Origin of the sequence: Escherichia sp. TC-EC600-tetX4 (assembly GCF_019356055.1) — a bacterium.
GTDB lineage: Bacteria > Pseudomonadota > Gammaproteobacteria > Enterobacterales > Enterobacteriaceae.
The window spans coordinates 240,593-258,064 of record NZ_CP079924.1 but is presented as its reverse complement, the minus strand read 5'-3'; the positions used below and the strand labels follow the sequence as shown (position 1 = coordinate 258,064).

General features: G+C 48.9%; 14 protein-coding genes and 1 pseudogene. 4 read left to right on the top strand and 11 right to left on the bottom strand.

Annotated elements, in window-relative coordinates:
• Nucleotides 1–12: 12 nt before the first annotated feature.
• From KXD89_RS01165 to KXD89_RS01140, 6 genes and pseudogenes are all read right to left on the bottom strand, one after another.
• Nucleotides 13–1,137 carry an ABC transporter permease gene (locus KXD89_RS01165; RefSeq protein ID WP_001216257.1) on the bottom strand — a complete coding sequence of 375 codons (1,125 nt, stop codon included), beginning with the start codon at nucleotides 1,135–1,137 and terminating at the stop codon, nucleotides 13–15.
• Nucleotides 1,137–3,872, bottom strand: a complete 2,736-nt coding sequence (gene rbbA / locus KXD89_RS01160; protein ID WP_000149156.1) for a ribosome-associated ATPase/putative transporter RbbA — start codon at nucleotides 3,870–3,872, stop codon at nucleotides 1,137–1,139. The genes KXD89_RS01165 and rbbA overlap by 1 nt, the downstream gene beginning before the upstream one ends.
• Entirely contained in the window at nucleotides 3,869–4,936 is a 1,068-nt protein-coding gene (locus KXD89_RS01155; protein ID WP_000361477.1) for an HlyD family secretion protein, read from the bottom strand. Before KXD89_RS01155 ends, rbbA begins: the two co-directional genes overlap by 4 nt.
• A 62-nt stretch (nucleotides 4,937–4,998) precedes the next feature.
• Complete coding sequence (yhiY, locus tag KXD89_RS01150) at nucleotides 4,999–5,112, bottom strand: protein YhiY (RefSeq protein ID WP_001296785.1); 114 nt, start codon at nucleotides 5,110–5,112, stop codon at nucleotides 4,999–5,001.
• Between the two features lie 189 nt (nucleotides 5,113–5,301).
• Nucleotides 5,302–6,924, bottom strand: coding sequence for a YhiJ/YhiL family protein (locus KXD89_RS01145; protein ID WP_001393583.1), 1,623 nt, complete (start codon nucleotides 6,922–6,924; stop codon nucleotides 5,302–5,304).
• A 261-nt stretch (nucleotides 6,925–7,185) separates the two neighbouring features.
• Nucleotides 7,186–8,792, bottom strand: a pseudogene (locus KXD89_RS01140) (YhiJ/YhiL family protein).
• A 382-nt stretch (nucleotides 8,793–9,174) separates the two neighbouring features.
• Between KXD89_RS01140 and KXD89_RS01135 the strand changes: the two are divergent.
• The gene (locus KXD89_RS01135; RefSeq protein ID WP_001028905.1) at nucleotides 9,175–10,227 is read left to right on the top strand and encodes a DUF2776 domain-containing protein; all 1,053 of its coding nucleotides are present in this window, start codon (nucleotides 9,175–9,177) and stop codon (nucleotides 10,225–10,227) included.
• A 314-nt stretch (nucleotides 10,228–10,541) separates the two neighbouring features.
• Here the strand turns inward: KXD89_RS01135 and KXD89_RS01130 are convergent, their stop codons facing one another.
• Nucleotides 10,542–11,744 carry an NAD(P)/FAD-dependent oxidoreductase gene (locus tag KXD89_RS01130; protein WP_000439170.1) on the bottom strand — a complete coding sequence of 401 codons (1,203 nt, stop codon included), beginning with the start codon at nucleotides 11,742–11,744 and terminating at the stop codon, nucleotides 10,542–10,544.
• A gap of 231 nt (nucleotides 11,745–11,975) precedes the next feature.
• Between KXD89_RS01130 and pitA the strand changes: the two genes are divergently transcribed.
• Nucleotides 11,976–13,475 (top strand): inorganic phosphate transporter PitA, encoded by a 1,500-nt coding sequence (gene pitA, locus KXD89_RS01125; protein ID WP_000902780.1) that lies wholly within the window; start codon nucleotides 11,976–11,978, stop codon nucleotides 13,473–13,475.
• 243 nt (nucleotides 13,476–13,718) lie between these two features.
• On the opposite strand, the gene uspB is transcribed toward pitA, so the two are convergent.
• On the bottom strand, nucleotides 13,719–14,054 hold the full coding sequence (gene uspB / locus KXD89_RS01120; RefSeq protein ID WP_000626187.1) for a universal stress protein UspB: 336 nt from the start codon (nucleotides 14,052–14,054) through the stop codon (nucleotides 13,719–13,721).
• Nucleotides 14,055–14,444: 390 nt separating this feature from the next.
• Here uspB and uspA point away from each other — a divergent pair, with 390 nt between their 5' ends.
• Entirely contained in the window at nucleotides 14,445–14,879 is a 435-nt protein-coding gene (uspA, locus tag KXD89_RS01115; RefSeq protein ID WP_000323571.1) for a universal stress protein UspA, read from the top strand.
• A 66-nt stretch (nucleotides 14,880–14,945) separates the two neighbouring features.
• Here uspA and KXD89_RS01110 read toward each other — a convergent pair whose 3' ends face one another.
• Nucleotides 14,946–14,999, bottom strand: coding sequence for a hypothetical protein (locus KXD89_RS01110; RefSeq protein ID WP_223200729.1), 54 nt, complete (start codon nucleotides 14,997–14,999; stop codon nucleotides 14,946–14,948).
• Nucleotides 14,977–15,030 carry a protein YriB gene (locus tag KXD89_RS22265; RefSeq protein WP_211180512.1) on the bottom strand — a complete coding sequence of 18 codons (54 nt, stop codon included), beginning with the start codon at nucleotides 15,028–15,030 and terminating at the stop codon, nucleotides 14,977–14,979. Before KXD89_RS22265 ends, KXD89_RS01110 begins: the two co-directional genes overlap by 23 nt.
• 165 nt (nucleotides 15,031–15,195) lie before the next feature.
• On the opposite strand from KXD89_RS22265, the gene dtpB reads away from it, so the two are divergent.
• Nucleotides 15,196–16,665: a dipeptide/tripeptide permease DtpB gene (dtpB, locus tag KXD89_RS01105; RefSeq protein WP_001098652.1), complete on the top strand. Its 1,470-nt coding sequence runs from the start codon at nucleotides 15,196–15,198 to the stop codon at nucleotides 16,663–16,665.
• A gap of 48 nt (nucleotides 16,666–16,713) precedes the next feature.
• Here dtpB and rsmJ read toward each other — a convergent pair whose 3' ends face one another.
• Nucleotides 16,714–17,466, bottom strand: coding sequence for a 16S rRNA (guanine(1516)-N(2))-methyltransferase RsmJ (gene rsmJ, locus KXD89_RS01100; protein ID WP_000686620.1), 753 nt, complete (start codon nucleotides 17,464–17,466; stop codon nucleotides 16,714–16,716).
• Nucleotides 17,467–17,472 lie beyond the last annotated feature (6 nt).

Here is a 17,472-nt window from a genome sequence, read left to right as displayed (position 1 = left end):
GGGCAATTGTATTTACGCCATTGTCCCAATCGTCTTCCTGAATCGCAGCAGCGCAATGGTGAAAAATGCGCCGCCAATTGCCATCAGCGTCAGAAACTGCGGCCAGACGATTTCGAATCCGGCACCCCGGTAGAGGATGGCCTGCGCGAGGCTAACAAAGTGTGTCGTCGGCATGGTCAGCATAATGTCCTGCACCATCTGCGGCATACTTTCGCGCGGCGTGGAACCACCGGAAAGCATTTGCAGCGGCAGCAGCACCAGAATCACCAGCAGCCCCAGTTGCGGCATTGAACGCGCTATCGTCCCCATAAAAATGCCGATTGACGTGGTGGCAAACAGACTGAGCGCCACGCCCAGCATAAACAGCGGGATCGAGCCTTCAATCGGTACGCCCAGTACACCTTTCACCATCAGCACCAGCGATAATCCCGATACCACCAGCACCACCAGCCCCATCGACCAGATCTTCGCCATCATGATCTCAAACGGCGTTATCGGCATCACCAGTAAGTGTTCCACCGTGCCGTGTTCACGCTCGCGGATCAGCGCCGATCCGGTCAATACAATCGCCAGCATGGTAATGTTGTTGATGATCGCCATCACCCCGCCAAACCACGCGGGATCGAGGTTCGGGTTAAAGCGCATCCGGGTTTCCAGCGATACCAACGGTTCGCTGTTATCACGGTAGCGCGCGACAAAGCTGTTCACTTCACCGTTGATAATATTCTGGATATACCCATTGCCGGTAAATGCCTGGCTCATGCGCGTGGCATCGACGTTCACCTGAATATCCGGCTGGCGTCCGGCGAGGACATCACGCTGAAAATTAGGCGGAATATTTATCGCGAAGGTATAGCGTCCGGCGTCCAGTCCGGCATCCATCTCATCGGCGGTGATCATCTCCGGTGGCAAAAACCACGGACGATAGAAGCTGTTAACGATCCGGTTCGATAACTGCGATTGATCCATATCGGCAATGGCGATCGGCGCGAGGTTCAACGATCCTGGCGTAACGGTCGCTGACGAATACACCGACACCGTAAACGAGAAGACAATCAGCGTCAGCATCGCTTTATCACCGAGCAGACTGCGCAACTCTTTGATACCCAGATTAAAAATATTGCGTAAATGGCGCATCATCCCTCCTGTTTTTTCAGCAGCAGGATACTTAAGCCCATCACCAGCGGGATGGCTATCAGTAACGGGATAAAAAGTTGCCACAAATCAGTCAGATCCAGCGCTTTCGAGAACGTCCCGCGGGCGATAGTCAGAAAATGACTGGTCGGGTAAACCTCGCCGATCCAACGTCCAGGCCCTTCCAGCGAAGCTACCGGATCGATCATCCCGGAAAACTGTGTCGCCGGGATCAACGTGATAATCGCCGTTCCGAAAATGGCGGCAATCTGGCTTTTCATAAAGGTGGAGATCAGCAGCCCCATTCCGGTGGCAATGATGATATACAGCAGCGCCGCCAGGGTGAGCGTCAGGAAACTGCCTTTATGCGGTACGCCAAACACAAACACCGACAGGCCGCAGAGCAGGAAAAAGTTCAGCATCCCCAGCGCGATGTATGGCAACTGTTTACCAAGCAAAAATTCACTACGCGTGGTGGGGGTCACGTAAAGGTTGATAATCGACCCAAGCTCTTTTTCCCGCACCACGCTAAGGGCGCTTAGCATTGACGGGATCATCATCAGCAGAAGCGGGATCACCGCCGGAACAATCGCTGGCAGGCTTTTTACGTCCGGGTTATAGCGATAGCGCGTCTCAATATTCATCAGCCCGCTTTGGCTGGCGGGTGTCGATTGTCGGCTCGCCACATCCTGTAACCAGCTCTGGTGCATGGCCTGCACGTAACCTTTTACCGTTTCAGCACGGCTCGGCATCGCTCCGTCGATCCAGACGCCGAGTTCCACAGGCGTACCACGCGCGATATCGCGCCCGAAATTGGGCGGGATCTCAATCGCCACCGTGATATCGCCCGCACGCATCCGACGATCAAGCTCGTCATAACTGGTGAGCGGCGGCTGTTCGATAAAGTAACGGGAACCGGAGAGGTTGAGTGTCCACGCCTGGCTACTGACGGTCTGGTCGCGGTCGAGCACCGCAAAGCGCAGGTTTTCCACATCCATACTGATGCCGTAACCCATTATCAGCATCAGGATCACCGTTCCCATCAGCGCCAGCGTCGAACGTACTGGATCGCGTCGCAGTTCCAGCGCTTCGCGGCGGCTGTAGCTAAACAGACGGCGCAGGCTAAATCCCTGACGCGGCGCGTGGGTGGTGTCGTGTACCACGGGCGGCGCTTCGGCTTCGTTGCTCTGCCCTGCCGCTTCCTGCAAATAGGCGATAAATGCCTCTTCCAGACTGGCGGCTCCGCGTTTCTCAACCAGTTCCTGCGGTGTACCGCTGGCAAGCACTTTTCCGGCGTGCATCAGTGAGATGCGGTCGCAACGTTCCGCTTCGTTCATAAAGTGGGTGGAGATGAAGATAGTCACTTTGTCCTGGCGCGAGAGATCGACCATCAACTGCCAGAACATATCCCTCGCCACCGGATCGACACCAGAAGTAGGCTCATCGAGGATTAACATCTCCGGGCGATGAATCACCGCCACCGCCAGCGAAAGCCGCTGGCGAATGCCGAGCGGCAATGACTCCGGCAGAATATCTTCAACGTCGTTGAGCTTAAAACGCTCGCTCATTTCAGCCACTCTTGCGGGAATTTCCGCTTCCGGGATGTGAAACAAACGGGCATGTAACTCAAGGTTTTGCCGCACGGTGAGTTCGTTATAGAGCGAAAACGCCTGCGACATATAGCCCACCCGACGGCGGGTATCGATATCTTTTGGATCAACCGGTTGCCCGAACAGCCACGCCTCACCTTCGCTGGCGGGCAGCAGTCCGGTGAGCATTTTCATGGTGGTGGATTTACCGCAGCCGTTCGAACCAAGAAAACCAAAAATCTCCCCGCGTGGAATGCGGAAATTAACGTGATCAACGGCAACGAAGGAACCAAAACGCATGGTCAGATCGCGCGCTTCGATGGCAATCTCTGCGTTTTCAGGTTGATACGGTGGGATCACTACCGCCTGATGCGCCTGGCGTTGCGCTTGCGGTAACAGATTTATAAATGCTTCTTCCAGCGTAGCGCTTTGCGTTTGCTGCCGTAGCTCTTCGGCGCTGCCAGTTGCCAGCACTTCTCCGGCATTCATCGCTACCAGCCAGTCGAAGCGTTCGGCCTCTTCCATATAGGCGGTGGCGACCAGCACGCTCATATTGCTCTGCCGCTGGCGAATACTGTCGATCAGATCCCAGAACTGGGAGCGGGAGAGCGGGTCAACCCCCGTTGTTGGCTCATCAAGGATCAACAGTTCCGGGTCGTGGATTAACGCGCAGCACAGCCCAAGTTTTTGCTTCATCCCGCCGGAGAGTTTCCCTGCCGGACGATCGCGAAACGGTGCTAACCCGGTGCTGGTCAGCAGCTCATTGATTCGCACTTCCCGCTCCGCTTTGTCGTGACCGAACAGGCGAGCGAAAAAATCGACGTTTTCATACACCGACAAGGTGTGGTAGAGGTTTTTGCCCAGCCCCTGCGGCATCCAGGCGATGCGCGGGCAGACGTCGCGGCGATGCTTCGGGTCGCGCATATCGCCGCCCAGCACCATCACATTGCCCTGTTCAATGACGCGGGCACCGGAAATCAACGACAACAAGCTCGACTTCCCGACGCCGTCCGGGCCAATCAGCCCGACCATACAGCGGGCCGGAATATCGAGAGTGATATTGTTCAGCGCAACGGTTTTTCCATAATGCTGGCTCACGCCCGCCAGTTGCGCGACAGGCGGGACGGGAACCAGTTCCAGATGCGTCATTGCGGCAACCTCACCACGAGGTCGTCAGGCCACGGAAGTTCTTCATTCACCCGCACCCACGCTACGCCCGGCAAACCGGTTTTGACATATTCCAGATGCTGCTGGAGTAATTCCGGTGGGATACGCGCTTTGACGCGGAACATCAGTTTCAGCCGTTCATCGCTGGTTTCGACGGTTTTTGGCGTGAACTGGGCGACACTGGCGACAAAACTGATGGTTGCAGGAATACGCAGATCTGGCGCGGCATCGAGGATCAGCCGGGCTTCACCGCCCAGTTTCAGCGTGCCCGCCTGTTCGGTTGGCAGGAAGAAAGTCATATAGACGTCGCTGAGATCGACCATATTCAGCACCCGACCGCCTGCCGCCAGCACTTCGCCTGGCTCGGCAACCCGATACTGCACGCGTCCGTCACGCGGGGCTTTCAGTTCGCTGTCATCGATATCTGCGGCAATGCGCCGTTCAGTGGCTTGTGCCGCTTCGACGCGGGTTTGCGCCTGAATGATATTGGTGCGTGCCGCTTCTATAGCCGCTTTAGAAGCCGATACCTGAGCTTTCGCCGATTCCAGCGCAGCTCGGGCGCTCTCAGCGGCGGCGCGATCGTCATCCAGCTGTTGCGCAGAAATAGCCCCTCGTTGGGCCAGTGAACGGGAACGCGTATGACGTTTTGCTACGGAGTCCAGTTCTGCCTGGCGTTGATTAACCAGCGACTGTGCGGCACGAGTTTCGCTTTGTCGTTGCTCCAGCAAAGCCTGCGCGGCAGCAACGGCGCTTTGTGCCTCTTTGATTTGCGCGATGGCTTCCAGTCGCTGTTCCTGCAACACGCGAGTATCCATCTTCGCCAGCACTTCACCTTCGCGAACAAACTTGCCTTCTTTCACCAGAATGGTGTCGATACGCCCGGCAATTTTGCTGGCAATATCCACTTCCGTCGCTTCAATGCGCCCATTACTGACAGCAAAGCCTTCCGGCACACCTGCCGGGCGCAACAGCCACCACGCCACGATAGCCGCCACCGCCAGTAACCCGACAACCCACCACGCCAGATGGCGCTTACTCTTATCCATAATCGACCCGCCATAATCCCTGTAAGCAAACGACGCGTGTTACAACTGCCGCCGAACGACGTTCAGCGGATTCTTCCATCCGGGATAAGAAGGAAACGGCAAATACGACCAGCGCGCAGAGCATTGAGCGCCAACGGGGAAGGCTTAGTGAAAACGGGTAGTAATGTTGTCATCATCAGCATTCCTGGCCGTAAATGAAACACGCATACTCATAAGTGTGATCTATAAAACTGGCTGACAAAACGGTATCCATCCTGTTGGATAGCGTTTCACGCCTGTTCAGTTGCAGGAACAGAGCATTCCTTTTTACGTTTTATCAACAGTCTCAACCAGATAGTAACATTAATATTCATGTTGTCTATGGTTCAGAGCTGTAACATTGTGCGCCTTCTAATCAAAGGCATAAGTCCATTTCTGTTTTTTTCATGCTGGTAAGACTTCCAGGGAGTGGTTATCTCAGGCCCTGCACCAGGGTTAATTTGGCAATTATGCATGCTGAACATTCTTCCAGCATGTTTACTGTCACGGGCGTTAAGACCTAAAACTGTCCCCGTTTCGCCTATGCGTTCTCTTCCACCATTTCCGTTATGTGCAACAACTTGATTTATACCTAACATTTGTGAACATGCTAATAGTGCTTCAAGTTTAGGTCTGTAATCTGTCGAAACAGAAAAATAACGATTAAAGGATCGACAAGAGATAGCCCGGCTAGTTTTAAACTTTTTGCCATTAATTATAGCATGATGCTTTTTATTGATAATTGCCGCTAATTCGACCGGATCGAGAGCATTGGTCATTTCATCAATAGAGACTGTTATCGGTCCTATAATGTAACGTTTTCGCTGATCATCAAAAGTTATCCCATGATGATTTGCCATTATTTTGTATTTGGGGTCATAGAAACATACAGGATAATCTTTTATCCCAGAGTAGGTATCCTCATCGAGTGGTTTCATACGCGTGAAGTTCTGCATATAGTTACCATTGCAATTCGTTTCATGATTTCCAGCTAATACATGAACATTTTCATTGATACTCATTATGCGTTTTAACAAATCGATGATAAATTGATCACCACAGATATTGCTAAATCGATCGCCGGTTTGGTCGCCCAGAAACGTACATGGCGTCACAGCGTCTTTATTAATAACTAAATAAGGCTGAAGACTTTCTAAAATAATGTCTCTTCTGTTCAGGATACTGATTATTGTATTAACATTAGTGTTAAGTTGCTCATTAAAGTTCTCCCTTAGCAATACGTTGAGAACTTCATCTTCTATATTAAGCAACTGGCTAAGGAAATTTTCTCCTTCAGCCATGATTCCCAAATGTCCCGTTGCGAAAAGCGCGAACAAAACTGCACCGACTGAGCCATCGGTATCACCAAAATAGGTTGGTCTGGTACTTGTGGGATCAACGGGTAAACAATTGGAGAAATAGATTCTGTCAGCGAACTGGGGTTTTATCATTGTTTCGAATTTAATATCAGATACATTATATTGCGATATTTTCCAGTTCCAGATGGGTTTGTACGACTCAGTAACTGCAACATCATTAGCATTATCATTTACTGTCATATTATTAAGTAAATAAACAATACTGCACCAATTAATATCGGTATTATCAAGAGAGCAACCGTAATTTTTGCTATTAATTGTCACAATAAACTGATAATTATTATTCCTACGTAGAATATGAGCACGCATGCCCGATAGCATACTATATTTTTCTGAATGATCCGTTTGTATGGTAAATGAAATTTTGTCATCTTGAATAGATTGTTGGAACCGTTCTATTTGCCAATCATCTATTTTTTCCACAACCTCACCGAGCATTGTCCTGGCAATACTTGATATATCATCACCTATACCATTTGCAATATACCCAAACAGTTCTTTAGTGAAGTTGGTAACATGCTCTTGCACCATATCATTTGTTGCGATTGTCGTTGTACTGTCGTTAGTGCCTGCCACAGTTCCAATTTTCATATTTTACCTCATATTATTTACCGCGAGGAATACATAGTTAACATTTTATCTTATGACATACACCTCATGTTCGATGGGAAAATAATTATATTTTGCACAAATCATTCAGCCTCAAAGCATAATATGAAATTTCTTATCTCATAGCAGAGAAAGTCCCTAAAGATTGTAGAGGCGTCATCAGAACATGCCTCTACAATCGATTAAGAAAACCTATGAAATACTGGCAGGATTAAAAAGACATACCACCGTATTCATGGAGTTTTAATGTAGTTGAAAACAACTAAGCCCTGAGGAATAAATTATTTTATTATTTTTATCACGTGCTTCCTTCAGGGAATTTAGCCCCATAATACCATTATCAAATTGTTGATTATGATCTACCCCGGGCCCATGATGCCCATATTTTTGTCTAATGTATTTGCTGGGGTCTTCACCTTTGAGTGTCTCCCCACATATGAAGATACGTTCACGTGCTGGTCTGAAATCAGTAGTGTTATCAAAATAATTAGCATATACAGGTGTGGGTTTCAAAGTATTGCTTCGGATTAGATGGAATAGAGGATCATCCATGTGTTCTTTATGTTTTTTATTAAAAATATTGGCTAATTCCTCAGGATCAGTAGGATTTTTCATCTGATTAAATGGAACCTGCAAAGCACCGAGACAATAACATTTTTTTCTTCATCTCTTATTATTCCGTGATGACTGGTTAAAACTTGCCTTTCTGAGTCATAATTACAAACATCGAGCGTTTTAATTAAGTTATACGTATCACCGGCAGAGAGTTTATGATTTGCTAGTCGTGCAGTATAGTTACCATTAAAATTGATTTCATGATTTCCAGCCAGAACGACGACATTTTTATTAATACGGCTATCTTTATTACCCTCCATATTTCGCATAGAATTTAGCAAAGTAAGGATATATTTATCACCAAAAATAGTACTAAATCTATCGCCTGTATGATCCCCAAGGAAGATACAAGGGGTTATCGCATCGTCCTTTAAAAAAACATGTTGATGCAACTCATTCAAGATCATGTCTCTCGTATTTAATAAATCGTAGAGCACTTTATTATTTTTATGTTTGTATGCAGATGAAGCCATCTCTTCGTGTTTTAATAATTCACATAATAAACTCCAACCCTTTTCCCTGATGCCTATATGCCCTGAAACGAGCAATGCATAAAGTACAGCGCCTACTCTTCCATCTGTATCGCCAAAATAAGCCGTGTTGGCATTTTGTGGGTTAATCACACCACACTGTTTATAGAAGTCTATTTTTGAAAACACAGATTTAACATAGCTATCAAACTTTTCCTTAGTAAACGTCTCTTTAGAGACATCCCAACGCCAGTCAGGTTTGAAATTACCACTAAGAAGAGTAAAGAAATTTCTCGCTATGATAGAAAGCCCATCAACTTTATAAATTATATCTGATTTATCTCCAGAGGAATTAATAAAATAATAACCGCCCTTACACTCAACAGTAACGGTAATGGGAGACGATAATTTTAACACATGGTTATTGTCTGGTATAATTGTAAAGATAAACGTATCAGTAGTATTGTCGGCGAATCTATTATATTCTTGAATATCTATAGAAGGTTCACTATTATAAAACCATACTTTCTCCATCTGGTGACTACGATCATTTACCTTCCAGTGACCATGTTGCAGGAAATAGATGATATGCAGGCCAAAATCGTTATCTATTTGCGAATCATTATCCAGTTTATCAAATTCAACTATCTTTGCACGATGTGTTTTATCAACCTTGCCATGGTGTTGATGACTGTTAACTTTATCTGAATGCTTATCTTGATGGCTTGAAGAGATGTTTCTAATCTGATTGTCAATTGCTTTCATAAATAACCTGTGATATTTTTGAATTGTTTGTAACAAAATAAATGATACTTGTCTGAAAAACAGATTTACGACGATATAAAATAATAATACTTATATGTTCGCTGATTTTAAGCACCGAGACTATCCGGTCTTTTACCAAATAATGAAGAATAATCCCTCCCTGGAAGATAATTGTAAAAAACAACAGCATAAGAATTAATCTTAGGATAAATTTTTATTTATCATGGCCTTTTGAACGCTGAAAAGTAGCGCTCTGCAAAGTAAACCCCGCTATAGTTATGCTATGCATTTGTCTTTAATGATATCTCGTCATTATATTAACAGGATGAAATTATCATTAATGCATATTTCAATATTAGCAGGGATACCTGAGGAGTTTAAAGTGAACATATATATCGGGTGGCTTTTCAAATTAATCCCTTTGATTATGGGCTTAATTTGTATCGCGTTAGGTGGCTTTGTGCTGGAAAGTTCAGGGCAAAGCGAGTATTTCGTCGCGGGTCATGTGCTGATTTCTCTGGCGGCCATATGCCTGGCATTATTCACTACCGCATTTATTATCATTTCGCAGCTCACGCGCGGCGTTAATACGTTTTACAATACATTGTTCCCCATTATTGGCTATGCGGGGTCAATTATCACCATGATATGGGGTTGGGCACTGTTAGCAGGCAATGATGTGATGGCAGACGAGTTTGTCGCCGGCCATGTTATTTTCGGCGTTGGTATGATTGCCGCCTGTGTATCGACGGTGGCAGCGTCATCCGGTCACTTTCTGCTCATTCCCAAAAATGCAGCGGGGAGCAAGAGCGACGGAACACCGGTACAGGCTTATTCTTCATTAATCGGTAACTGCCTCATTGCCGTTCCCGTTTTACTCACCCTGCTCGGTTTCATTTGGTCTATTACGCTGTTACGTAGTGCTGACATAACTCCGCATTATGTCGCGGGTCACGTATTGCTTGGGTTAACCGCAATCTGTGCCTGTCTAATTGGCCTTGTTGCCACAATTGTCCATCAAACACGTAATACGTTTTCAACTAAAGAACACTGGCTGTGGTGTTATTGGGTTATTTTTCTCGGCTCAATCACGGTACTGCAGGGGATATACGTCTTAGTCAGTTCCGATGCAAGCGCCCGACTGGCTCCCGGCATTATTCTTATTTGCCTCGGAATGATCTGTTACAGCATATTCTCAAAAGTCTGGCTACTGGCACTGGTATGGAGACGTACCTGTTCGTTAGCCAACAGAATACCGATGATTCCCGTCTTCACCTGCCTGTTTTGCCTTTTCCTGGCATCGTTTCTTGCGGAAATGGCGCAGACCGACATGGGATATTTTATTCCTTCGCGAGTTCTGGTCGGTTTGGGAGCGGTATGCTTTACGTTGTTCTCAATCGTTTCAATATTAGAAGCGGGTTCTGCTAAAAAATAATTGCAACGTACCGGATAAAACCAGCGTTGACCATTTGCGTAACGCTGGTTTTTCTTAGGCATCATGAAATAACGCAGCATTAATGCATAGTGGTTAAGTATAAAAAACAGCAAAGTTACTGTTTTTTTCAACCTGTTCATATTTCATAAAGATCTGGCCACTGAGTGAGTTTTCAATCACCTTTCCATCCACCTTATATTAAGCATGGAGGGTTTCAGTTCACGGGCTCATTAGAAAATAATCACAAGATAACCACTATCAAAATTAGCTCATTTTTAATGCGACTCTAATAATTTTCATCTTTAGGAAATAGGTCAGGACGACTTTGCTGCAATCAAATCCTGCGCACAAGCCCACGCACTCGACCACGCCCACTGGAAGTTATAGCCCCCCAGCCAGCCGGTGACGTCCATCACTTCGCCGATGAAGTACAGCCCAGGCACTTTGCGCGCTTCCATCGTCCGTGAAGAGAGTTCGTTGGTGTCCACGCCGCCGAGCGTCACTTCGGCAGTGCGATAGCCTTCAGTGCCGTTGGGTTGTACGCGCCAGTCGGTCAATGTGCTAATCAGTGCCTGTTGGTCACGCACGTTGAGCTGTTTTAGCGAAACATCCGGGATTTGCCCGAGTTGCTGTAAGCGTTCAACCAACCGCTTCGGTAGATGAACCGCCAGTGTGTTTTTCAGGCTTTGATTCGGATGTGCGTTACGCTGCTCATTCAGGAAGGTTTCGAGGTCCACATCCGGTAGCAGATTGATGCTGACAAATTCCCCCGGTTGCCAGTAGCTTGAAATCTGCAACACCGCCGGTCCAGACAAGCCGCGGTGGGTGAAGAGTAAGTTCTCACGGAAAACGGTGCCGTTTTCAGCGGTAATCACGGAAGGCACCGCCACGCCCGCCAGCACCTGTAACTCTTCGAGCAACGGTTTATGCAGAGTGAATGGCACCAGACCCGCGCGGGTCGGCAGCACGTTGAGGCCAAATTGTTCGGCAATCTTATAACCAAACGGCGACGCGCCCAGCCCCGGCATTGACAGCCCACCAGTCGCGATGACCAGCTTTTCGCAACCGACAGTCATGCCGTTCAGATCAAGCGTGAAGCCTGTTTCATCCTTCGCCACACTCAGCACTTCGCTACGCAATCTGAAGGTCACATTGCCCTTCTCGCACTCATCCACCAGCATGTCGACAATCTGCTGCGCGGAGTCATCGCAGAAGAGTTGCCCTAACGTTTTCTCGTGCCAGGCGATGCCGTGTTTATTGACCAGATCAATGAAATCCCACTGGGTAAAACGTGCGAGTGCAGACTTACAAAAATGCGGATTCTGGCTCAGATAAGCGCCTGGTTCGACATAAAGGTTGGTAAAGTTGCAGCGCCCACCGCCAGACATAAGGATTTTGCGCCCTGGTTTTTTACCATTATCGATCAGCAGAACCCGGCGTCCTGCCTGACCTGCCAGCGCAGAACAGAACATACCCGCCGCACCAGCGCCTATAATAATGGCATCAAACCTTTCCACGTTGCGCTCCTCTTAGAAAAAACGGGCGTGAATTGTAAAGATTCCTCAGTGGTCGCACCAGCATCAATATTACTAAAAGGAAGTATTTGCCTGAATTATATAAGATAATTATTTTTTGAGTGAAATCCATACAGGGGGCAAATCAAAAAAAGTCTATATTTCACTTTGCCCGCGCCGCGAAAGTCACTGATAATGCGCCGCGTTCATGTCCTCAAAATGGCGTAACGTCCTATGCTACATTTGTTTGCTGGCCTGGATTTGCATACCGGGCTGTTATTATTGCTTGCACTGGCTTTTGTGCTGTTCTACGAAGCCATCAATGGTTTCCATGACACAGCCAACGCCGTGGCAACCGTTATCTATACCCGCGCGATGCGTTCTCAGCTCGCCGTGGTTATGGCGGCGGTATTCAACTTTTTGGGTGTTTTGCTGGGTGGTCTGAGTGTTGCCTATGCCATTGTGCATATGCTGCCGACGGATCTGCTGCTTAATATGGGATCGTCTCATGGCCTTGCCATGGTGTTCTCTATGTTGCTGGCGGCGATTATCTGGAACCTGGGTACCTGGTACTTTGGTTTACCTGCATCCAGCTCTCATACGCTGATTGGCGCGATCATCGGGATTGGTTTAACCAATGCGTTGATGACCGGGACGTCAGTGGTGGATGCACTCAATATCCCGAAAGTATTAAGTATTTTCGGTTCTCTGATCGTTTCCCCTATTGTCGGCCTGGTGTTTGCTGGCGGTCTGATTTTCTTGCTGCGTCGCTACTGGAGCGGCACCAAGAAACGCGCCCGTATCCACCTGACCCCAGCGGAGCGTGAAAAGAAAGACGGCAAGAAAAAGCCGCCGTTCTGGACGCGTATTGCGCTGATCCTTTCCGCTATCGGCGTGGCGTTTTCGCACGGCGCGAACGATGGTCAGAAAGGCATTGGTCTGGTTATGTTGGTATTGATTGGCGTCGCGCCAGCAGGCTTCGTGGTGAACATGAATGCCACTGGCTACGAAATCACCCGTACCCGTGATGCCATCAACAACGTCGAAGCTTACTTTGAGCAGCATCCTGCGCTGCTCAAACAGGCTACCGGTGCTGATCAGTTAGTACCGGCTCCGGAAGCTGGCGCAACGCAACCTGCGGAGTTCCACTGCCATCCGTCGAATACCATTAACGCGCTCAACCGCCTGAAAGGTATGTTGACCACCGATGTGGAAAGCTACGACAAGCTGTCGCTTGATCAACGTAGCCAGATGCGCCGCATTATGCTGTGCGTTTCTGACACTATCGACAAAGTGGTGAAGATGCCTGGCGTGAGTGCTGACGATCAGCGCCTGTTGAAGAAACTGAAGTCCGACATGCTTAGCACCATCGAGTATGCACCGGTGTGGATCATCATGGCGGTCGCGCTGGCGTTAGGTATCGGTACGATGATTGGCTGGCGCCGTGTGGCAACGACTATCGGTGAGAAAATCGGTAAGAAAGGCATGACCTACGCTCAGGGGATGTCTGCCCAGATGACGGCGGCAGTGTCTATCGGCCTGGCGAGTTATACCGGGATGCCGGTTTCCACTACTCACGTACTCTCCTCTTCTGTCGCGGGGACGATGGTGGTAGATGGTGGCGGCTTACAGCGTAAAACCGTGACCAGCATTCTGATGGCCTGGGTGTTTACCCTTCCGGCTGCGGTACTGCTTTCCGGCGGGCTGTACTGGCTCTCCTTGCAGTTCCTGTAATCGTACGCACCAAAACGAGCGGGTCAGCTGGCCCGCTTCAGATTGTGACATAGTGCGCTTTGTTCATGCCGGATGCGGCGTGAACGCCTTATCCGGCCTACAAAAACATGCAAATTCAATAGATTGCAGAGATTATGTAGGCCTGATAAGCGTAGCGCATCAGGCAATTTTGCGTTTGTAATCAGTCTCGAGCGGGTCAGTTTACTGGCCCGCTTTTTTTATGCGTTATTATTGCTGAAGTGCTTAATGCCAAATCATCAATGCAATCAGGCTGACCACCACCAGACCACACAATGCGCTGGTCAGAATAAACTGCCGACGCACCCGCTCACAGCGGCGAATAAATTCATCATCGTGATGATCGCGATAACGTTGGGCATAGATATACCAAACGAGACGCACCTGTTTGTTGGGTTGGCCATGTGAGGTAAAAAAGCCCCCTCCATCAACATATTGATAGAGCAATGGATCGCAGTTACGCAGTACCACTAACAACGCGCGTAGTGATGAGAAATAGCGCGCCATGTTAACAATGCAAACGACACATAAAGCCCAAAATAATGCGACGGTGCTTATCATACCTCCTCCCCGGCGACCTGCCCGCGGAGTTCCACCCCGGGGCTACCGCTCCCGATACGCTGCCAATCAGTTAACACCAGGTCCTGGAGAAACCGCTTTTGTGGTGACCAACATACGAGCGGCTCTATAGATAGTGTAGGAGATCAGGTTGTTTTTTTTCCAGAAGGTTAACCACTATCAATATATTCATGTCGAAAATTTGTTTATCTAACGAGTAAGCAAGGCGGATTGACGGATCATCCGGGTCGCTATAAGGTAAGGATGGTCTTAACACTGAATCTTTACGGCTGGGTTAGCCCCGCGCACGTAGTTCGCAGGACGCGGGTGACGTAACGGCACAAGAAACGCTAGCTGGCCAGTCATCGACAACTTTATGGAAGGAGTAACACTATGGCTTATAAACACATTCTCATCGCGGTCGACCTCTCCCCGGAAAGCAAAGTTCTGGTAGAGAAAGCAGTCTCTATGGCTCGCCCCTACAATGCGAAAGTTTCTCTGATCCACGTAGATGTAAACTACTCTGACCTATACACCGGGCTTATTGATGTGAATCTGGGTGATATGCAGAAACGCATCTCTGAAGAGACACATCATGCACTGACCGAGCTTTCCACTAATGCAGGCTACCCAATCACTGAAACCCTGAGCGGCAGCGGCGACCTGGGCCAGGTTCTGGTCGATGCAATCAAGAAATACGATATGGATTTGGTGGTTTGTGGTCACCACCAGGACTTCTGGAGCAAACTGATGTCTTCCGCACGTCAGCTGATCAACACCGTTCACGTTGATATGCTGATTGTTCCGCTGCGCGACGAAGAAGAATAATCTTCCCTCTACGACGTGTTCCTGAACGCCCGCATATGCGGGCGTTTTGCTTTTTGGCGCGCCTTGTTACCTGATCAGCGTAAACACCTTATCTGGCCTACGGTCTGCGTACGCAATCAAAATCCCCAGCCAATACAACATTTAACACCATCATATTTTCCATCATTAGTGTGATCATCTGGTTATTTTCTGTTGTAATAGTGTATTAATCTATTCACCGCATCAATATTAAGAATCTCTGACAGATGTAAACTTTTTCGCGCGTTATCCCTTACGCGTTCATACTTTTCAGGATGGTATTGGAAGGTTAATAAATATGAATACAACAACACCCATGGGGATGCTGCAGCAACCTCGCCCATTTTTCATGATCTTTTTTGTCGAGTTATGGGAGCGATTCGGCTACTACGGCGTGCAGGGCGTACTGGCGGTTTTCTTCGTTAAACAGCTTGGATTCTCGCAAGAGCAGGCTTTTGTCACTTTTGGTGCTTTTGCTGCGCTGGTCTATGGCCTCATTTCCATTGGCGGCTATGTCGGCGACCACCTGCTGGGGACCAAACGCACCATTGTTCTTGGAGCACTTGTGCTGGCGATTGGCTACTTCATGACCGGCATGTCGCTACTTAAGCCTGACCTGATTTTCATCGCCCTGGGGACTATCGCTGTCGGTAACGGCCTGTTTAAAGCTAACCCAGCCAGCTTGCTTTCGAAGTGCTATCCGCCGAAAGATCCGCGGCTTGATGGCGCATTCACCCTGTTCTATATGTCGATCAACATCGGCTCGTTGATAGCGTTATCGCTGGCCCCTGTGATCGCTGATAGATTCGGTTATTCAGTCACCTACAACCTGTGCGGGGCGGGGTTAATTATCGCATTACTGGTTTACATCGCCTGTCGTGGAATGGTGAAAGACATTGGTTCTGAACCCGACTTCCGGCCAATGAGCTTCAGCAAACTGTTGTACGTGTTACTTGGCAGCGTGGTGATGATCTTCGTATGCGCATGGCTGATGCACAACGTAGAAGTCGCCAATCTGGTGCTGATTGTTCTCTCCATCGTCGTCACCATCATCTTCTTTCGTCAGGCATTCAAGCTGGATAAAACCGGGCGCAATAAAATGTTTGTCGCCTTTGTCCTGATGCTCGAAGCGGTGGTGTTTTACATTCTCTACGCCCAGATGCCAACATCGCTGAACTTCTTTGCCATCAACAACGTGCATCATGAAATTCTCGGTTTTTCCATCAACCCGGTCAGCTTCCAGGCGCTTAACCCGTTCTGGGTGGTACTCGCCAGCCCAATACTGGCAGGCATTTACACGCATCTGGGTAACAAAGGCAAAGACCTCTCGATGCCGATGAAATTTACTCTCGGCATGTTTATGTGCTCACTGGGCTTTTTGACGGCGGCAGCTGCGGGAATGTGGTTTGCGGATGCACAAGGGCTGACATCGCCATGGTTTATCGTGCTGGTGTACTTATTCCAGAGCTTAGGTGAACTGTTTATTAGCGCCCTTGGCCTGGCGATGATTGCTGCCCTGGTGCCGCAGCATTTGATGGGCTTTATTCTCGGGATGTGGTTCCTGACGCAGGCTGCCGCGTTCTTGCTGGGCGGCTATGTGGCAACATTTACCGCGGTGCCGGACAACATTACCGATCCGCTTGAGACGTTGCCCGTCTATACCAACGTGTTTGGTAAGATTGGTCTGGTCACGCTGGGCGTTGCAGTAGTGATGCTGTTGATGGTGCCGTGGCTGAAACGCATGATTGCGACGCCGGAAAGCCATTAATTATTCTTGCAGAAAGCAGGGTAGCGTTATCGCTACCCTGTTTTAGTTTTACACTGGCGTACCTGCATAGATATCAAAGCGATGCCCTTTAGTGACTACCGCGTTTGGCGTGGCGACATTCGCCAGCGGTGGCGCGTAGTCCGGGCGCTTTACCACCACGCGTTTGGTCGCCAGCAAGCGTGCAGGCTCCAGTAATCCATCGGCATCAAGATCCGGTCCCACCAGCGACTGAAAGACACGCATCTCTTTTTTCACTAGCGCGCTTTTCTGCTTATGCGGGAACATCGGGTCGAGATAAACCACCTGCGGGCGCGGGGTAATATCAGTCAGCGCCGTCAGGCTGGAGGCGTGAATTAACTGCAACCGCTCCTGCAACCAGCCGCCGATTTCCGCATCCGCATAACCACGCGCCAGGCCGTCGTCGAGTAGCGCGGCAACCACTGGATTACGCTCCAGCATCCGCACGCGGCAGCCGACTGAAGCCAGTACAAAGGCATCGCGCCCAAGTCCTGCAGTGGCATCCACCACATCCGGCAAATAATCGCCTTTAATGCCCACCGCTTTCGCCACCGCCTCACCGCGACCACCGCCGAATTTGCGTCGGTGCGCCATCGCTCCGCCAACAAAATCAACAAAGATGCCGCCAAGTTTTGGCTCATCACGCTTGCGCAATTCCAGATGTTCCGGCGTTAACACCAGCGCCATCAGGTTGTCTTCATCGTGCTCCAGCCCCCAGCGGGCCGCCAGAACAGATAAGGCACCGTCTCCGGTGCCTGTTTCATCAATTAAGCAGATTTTCACTGAATG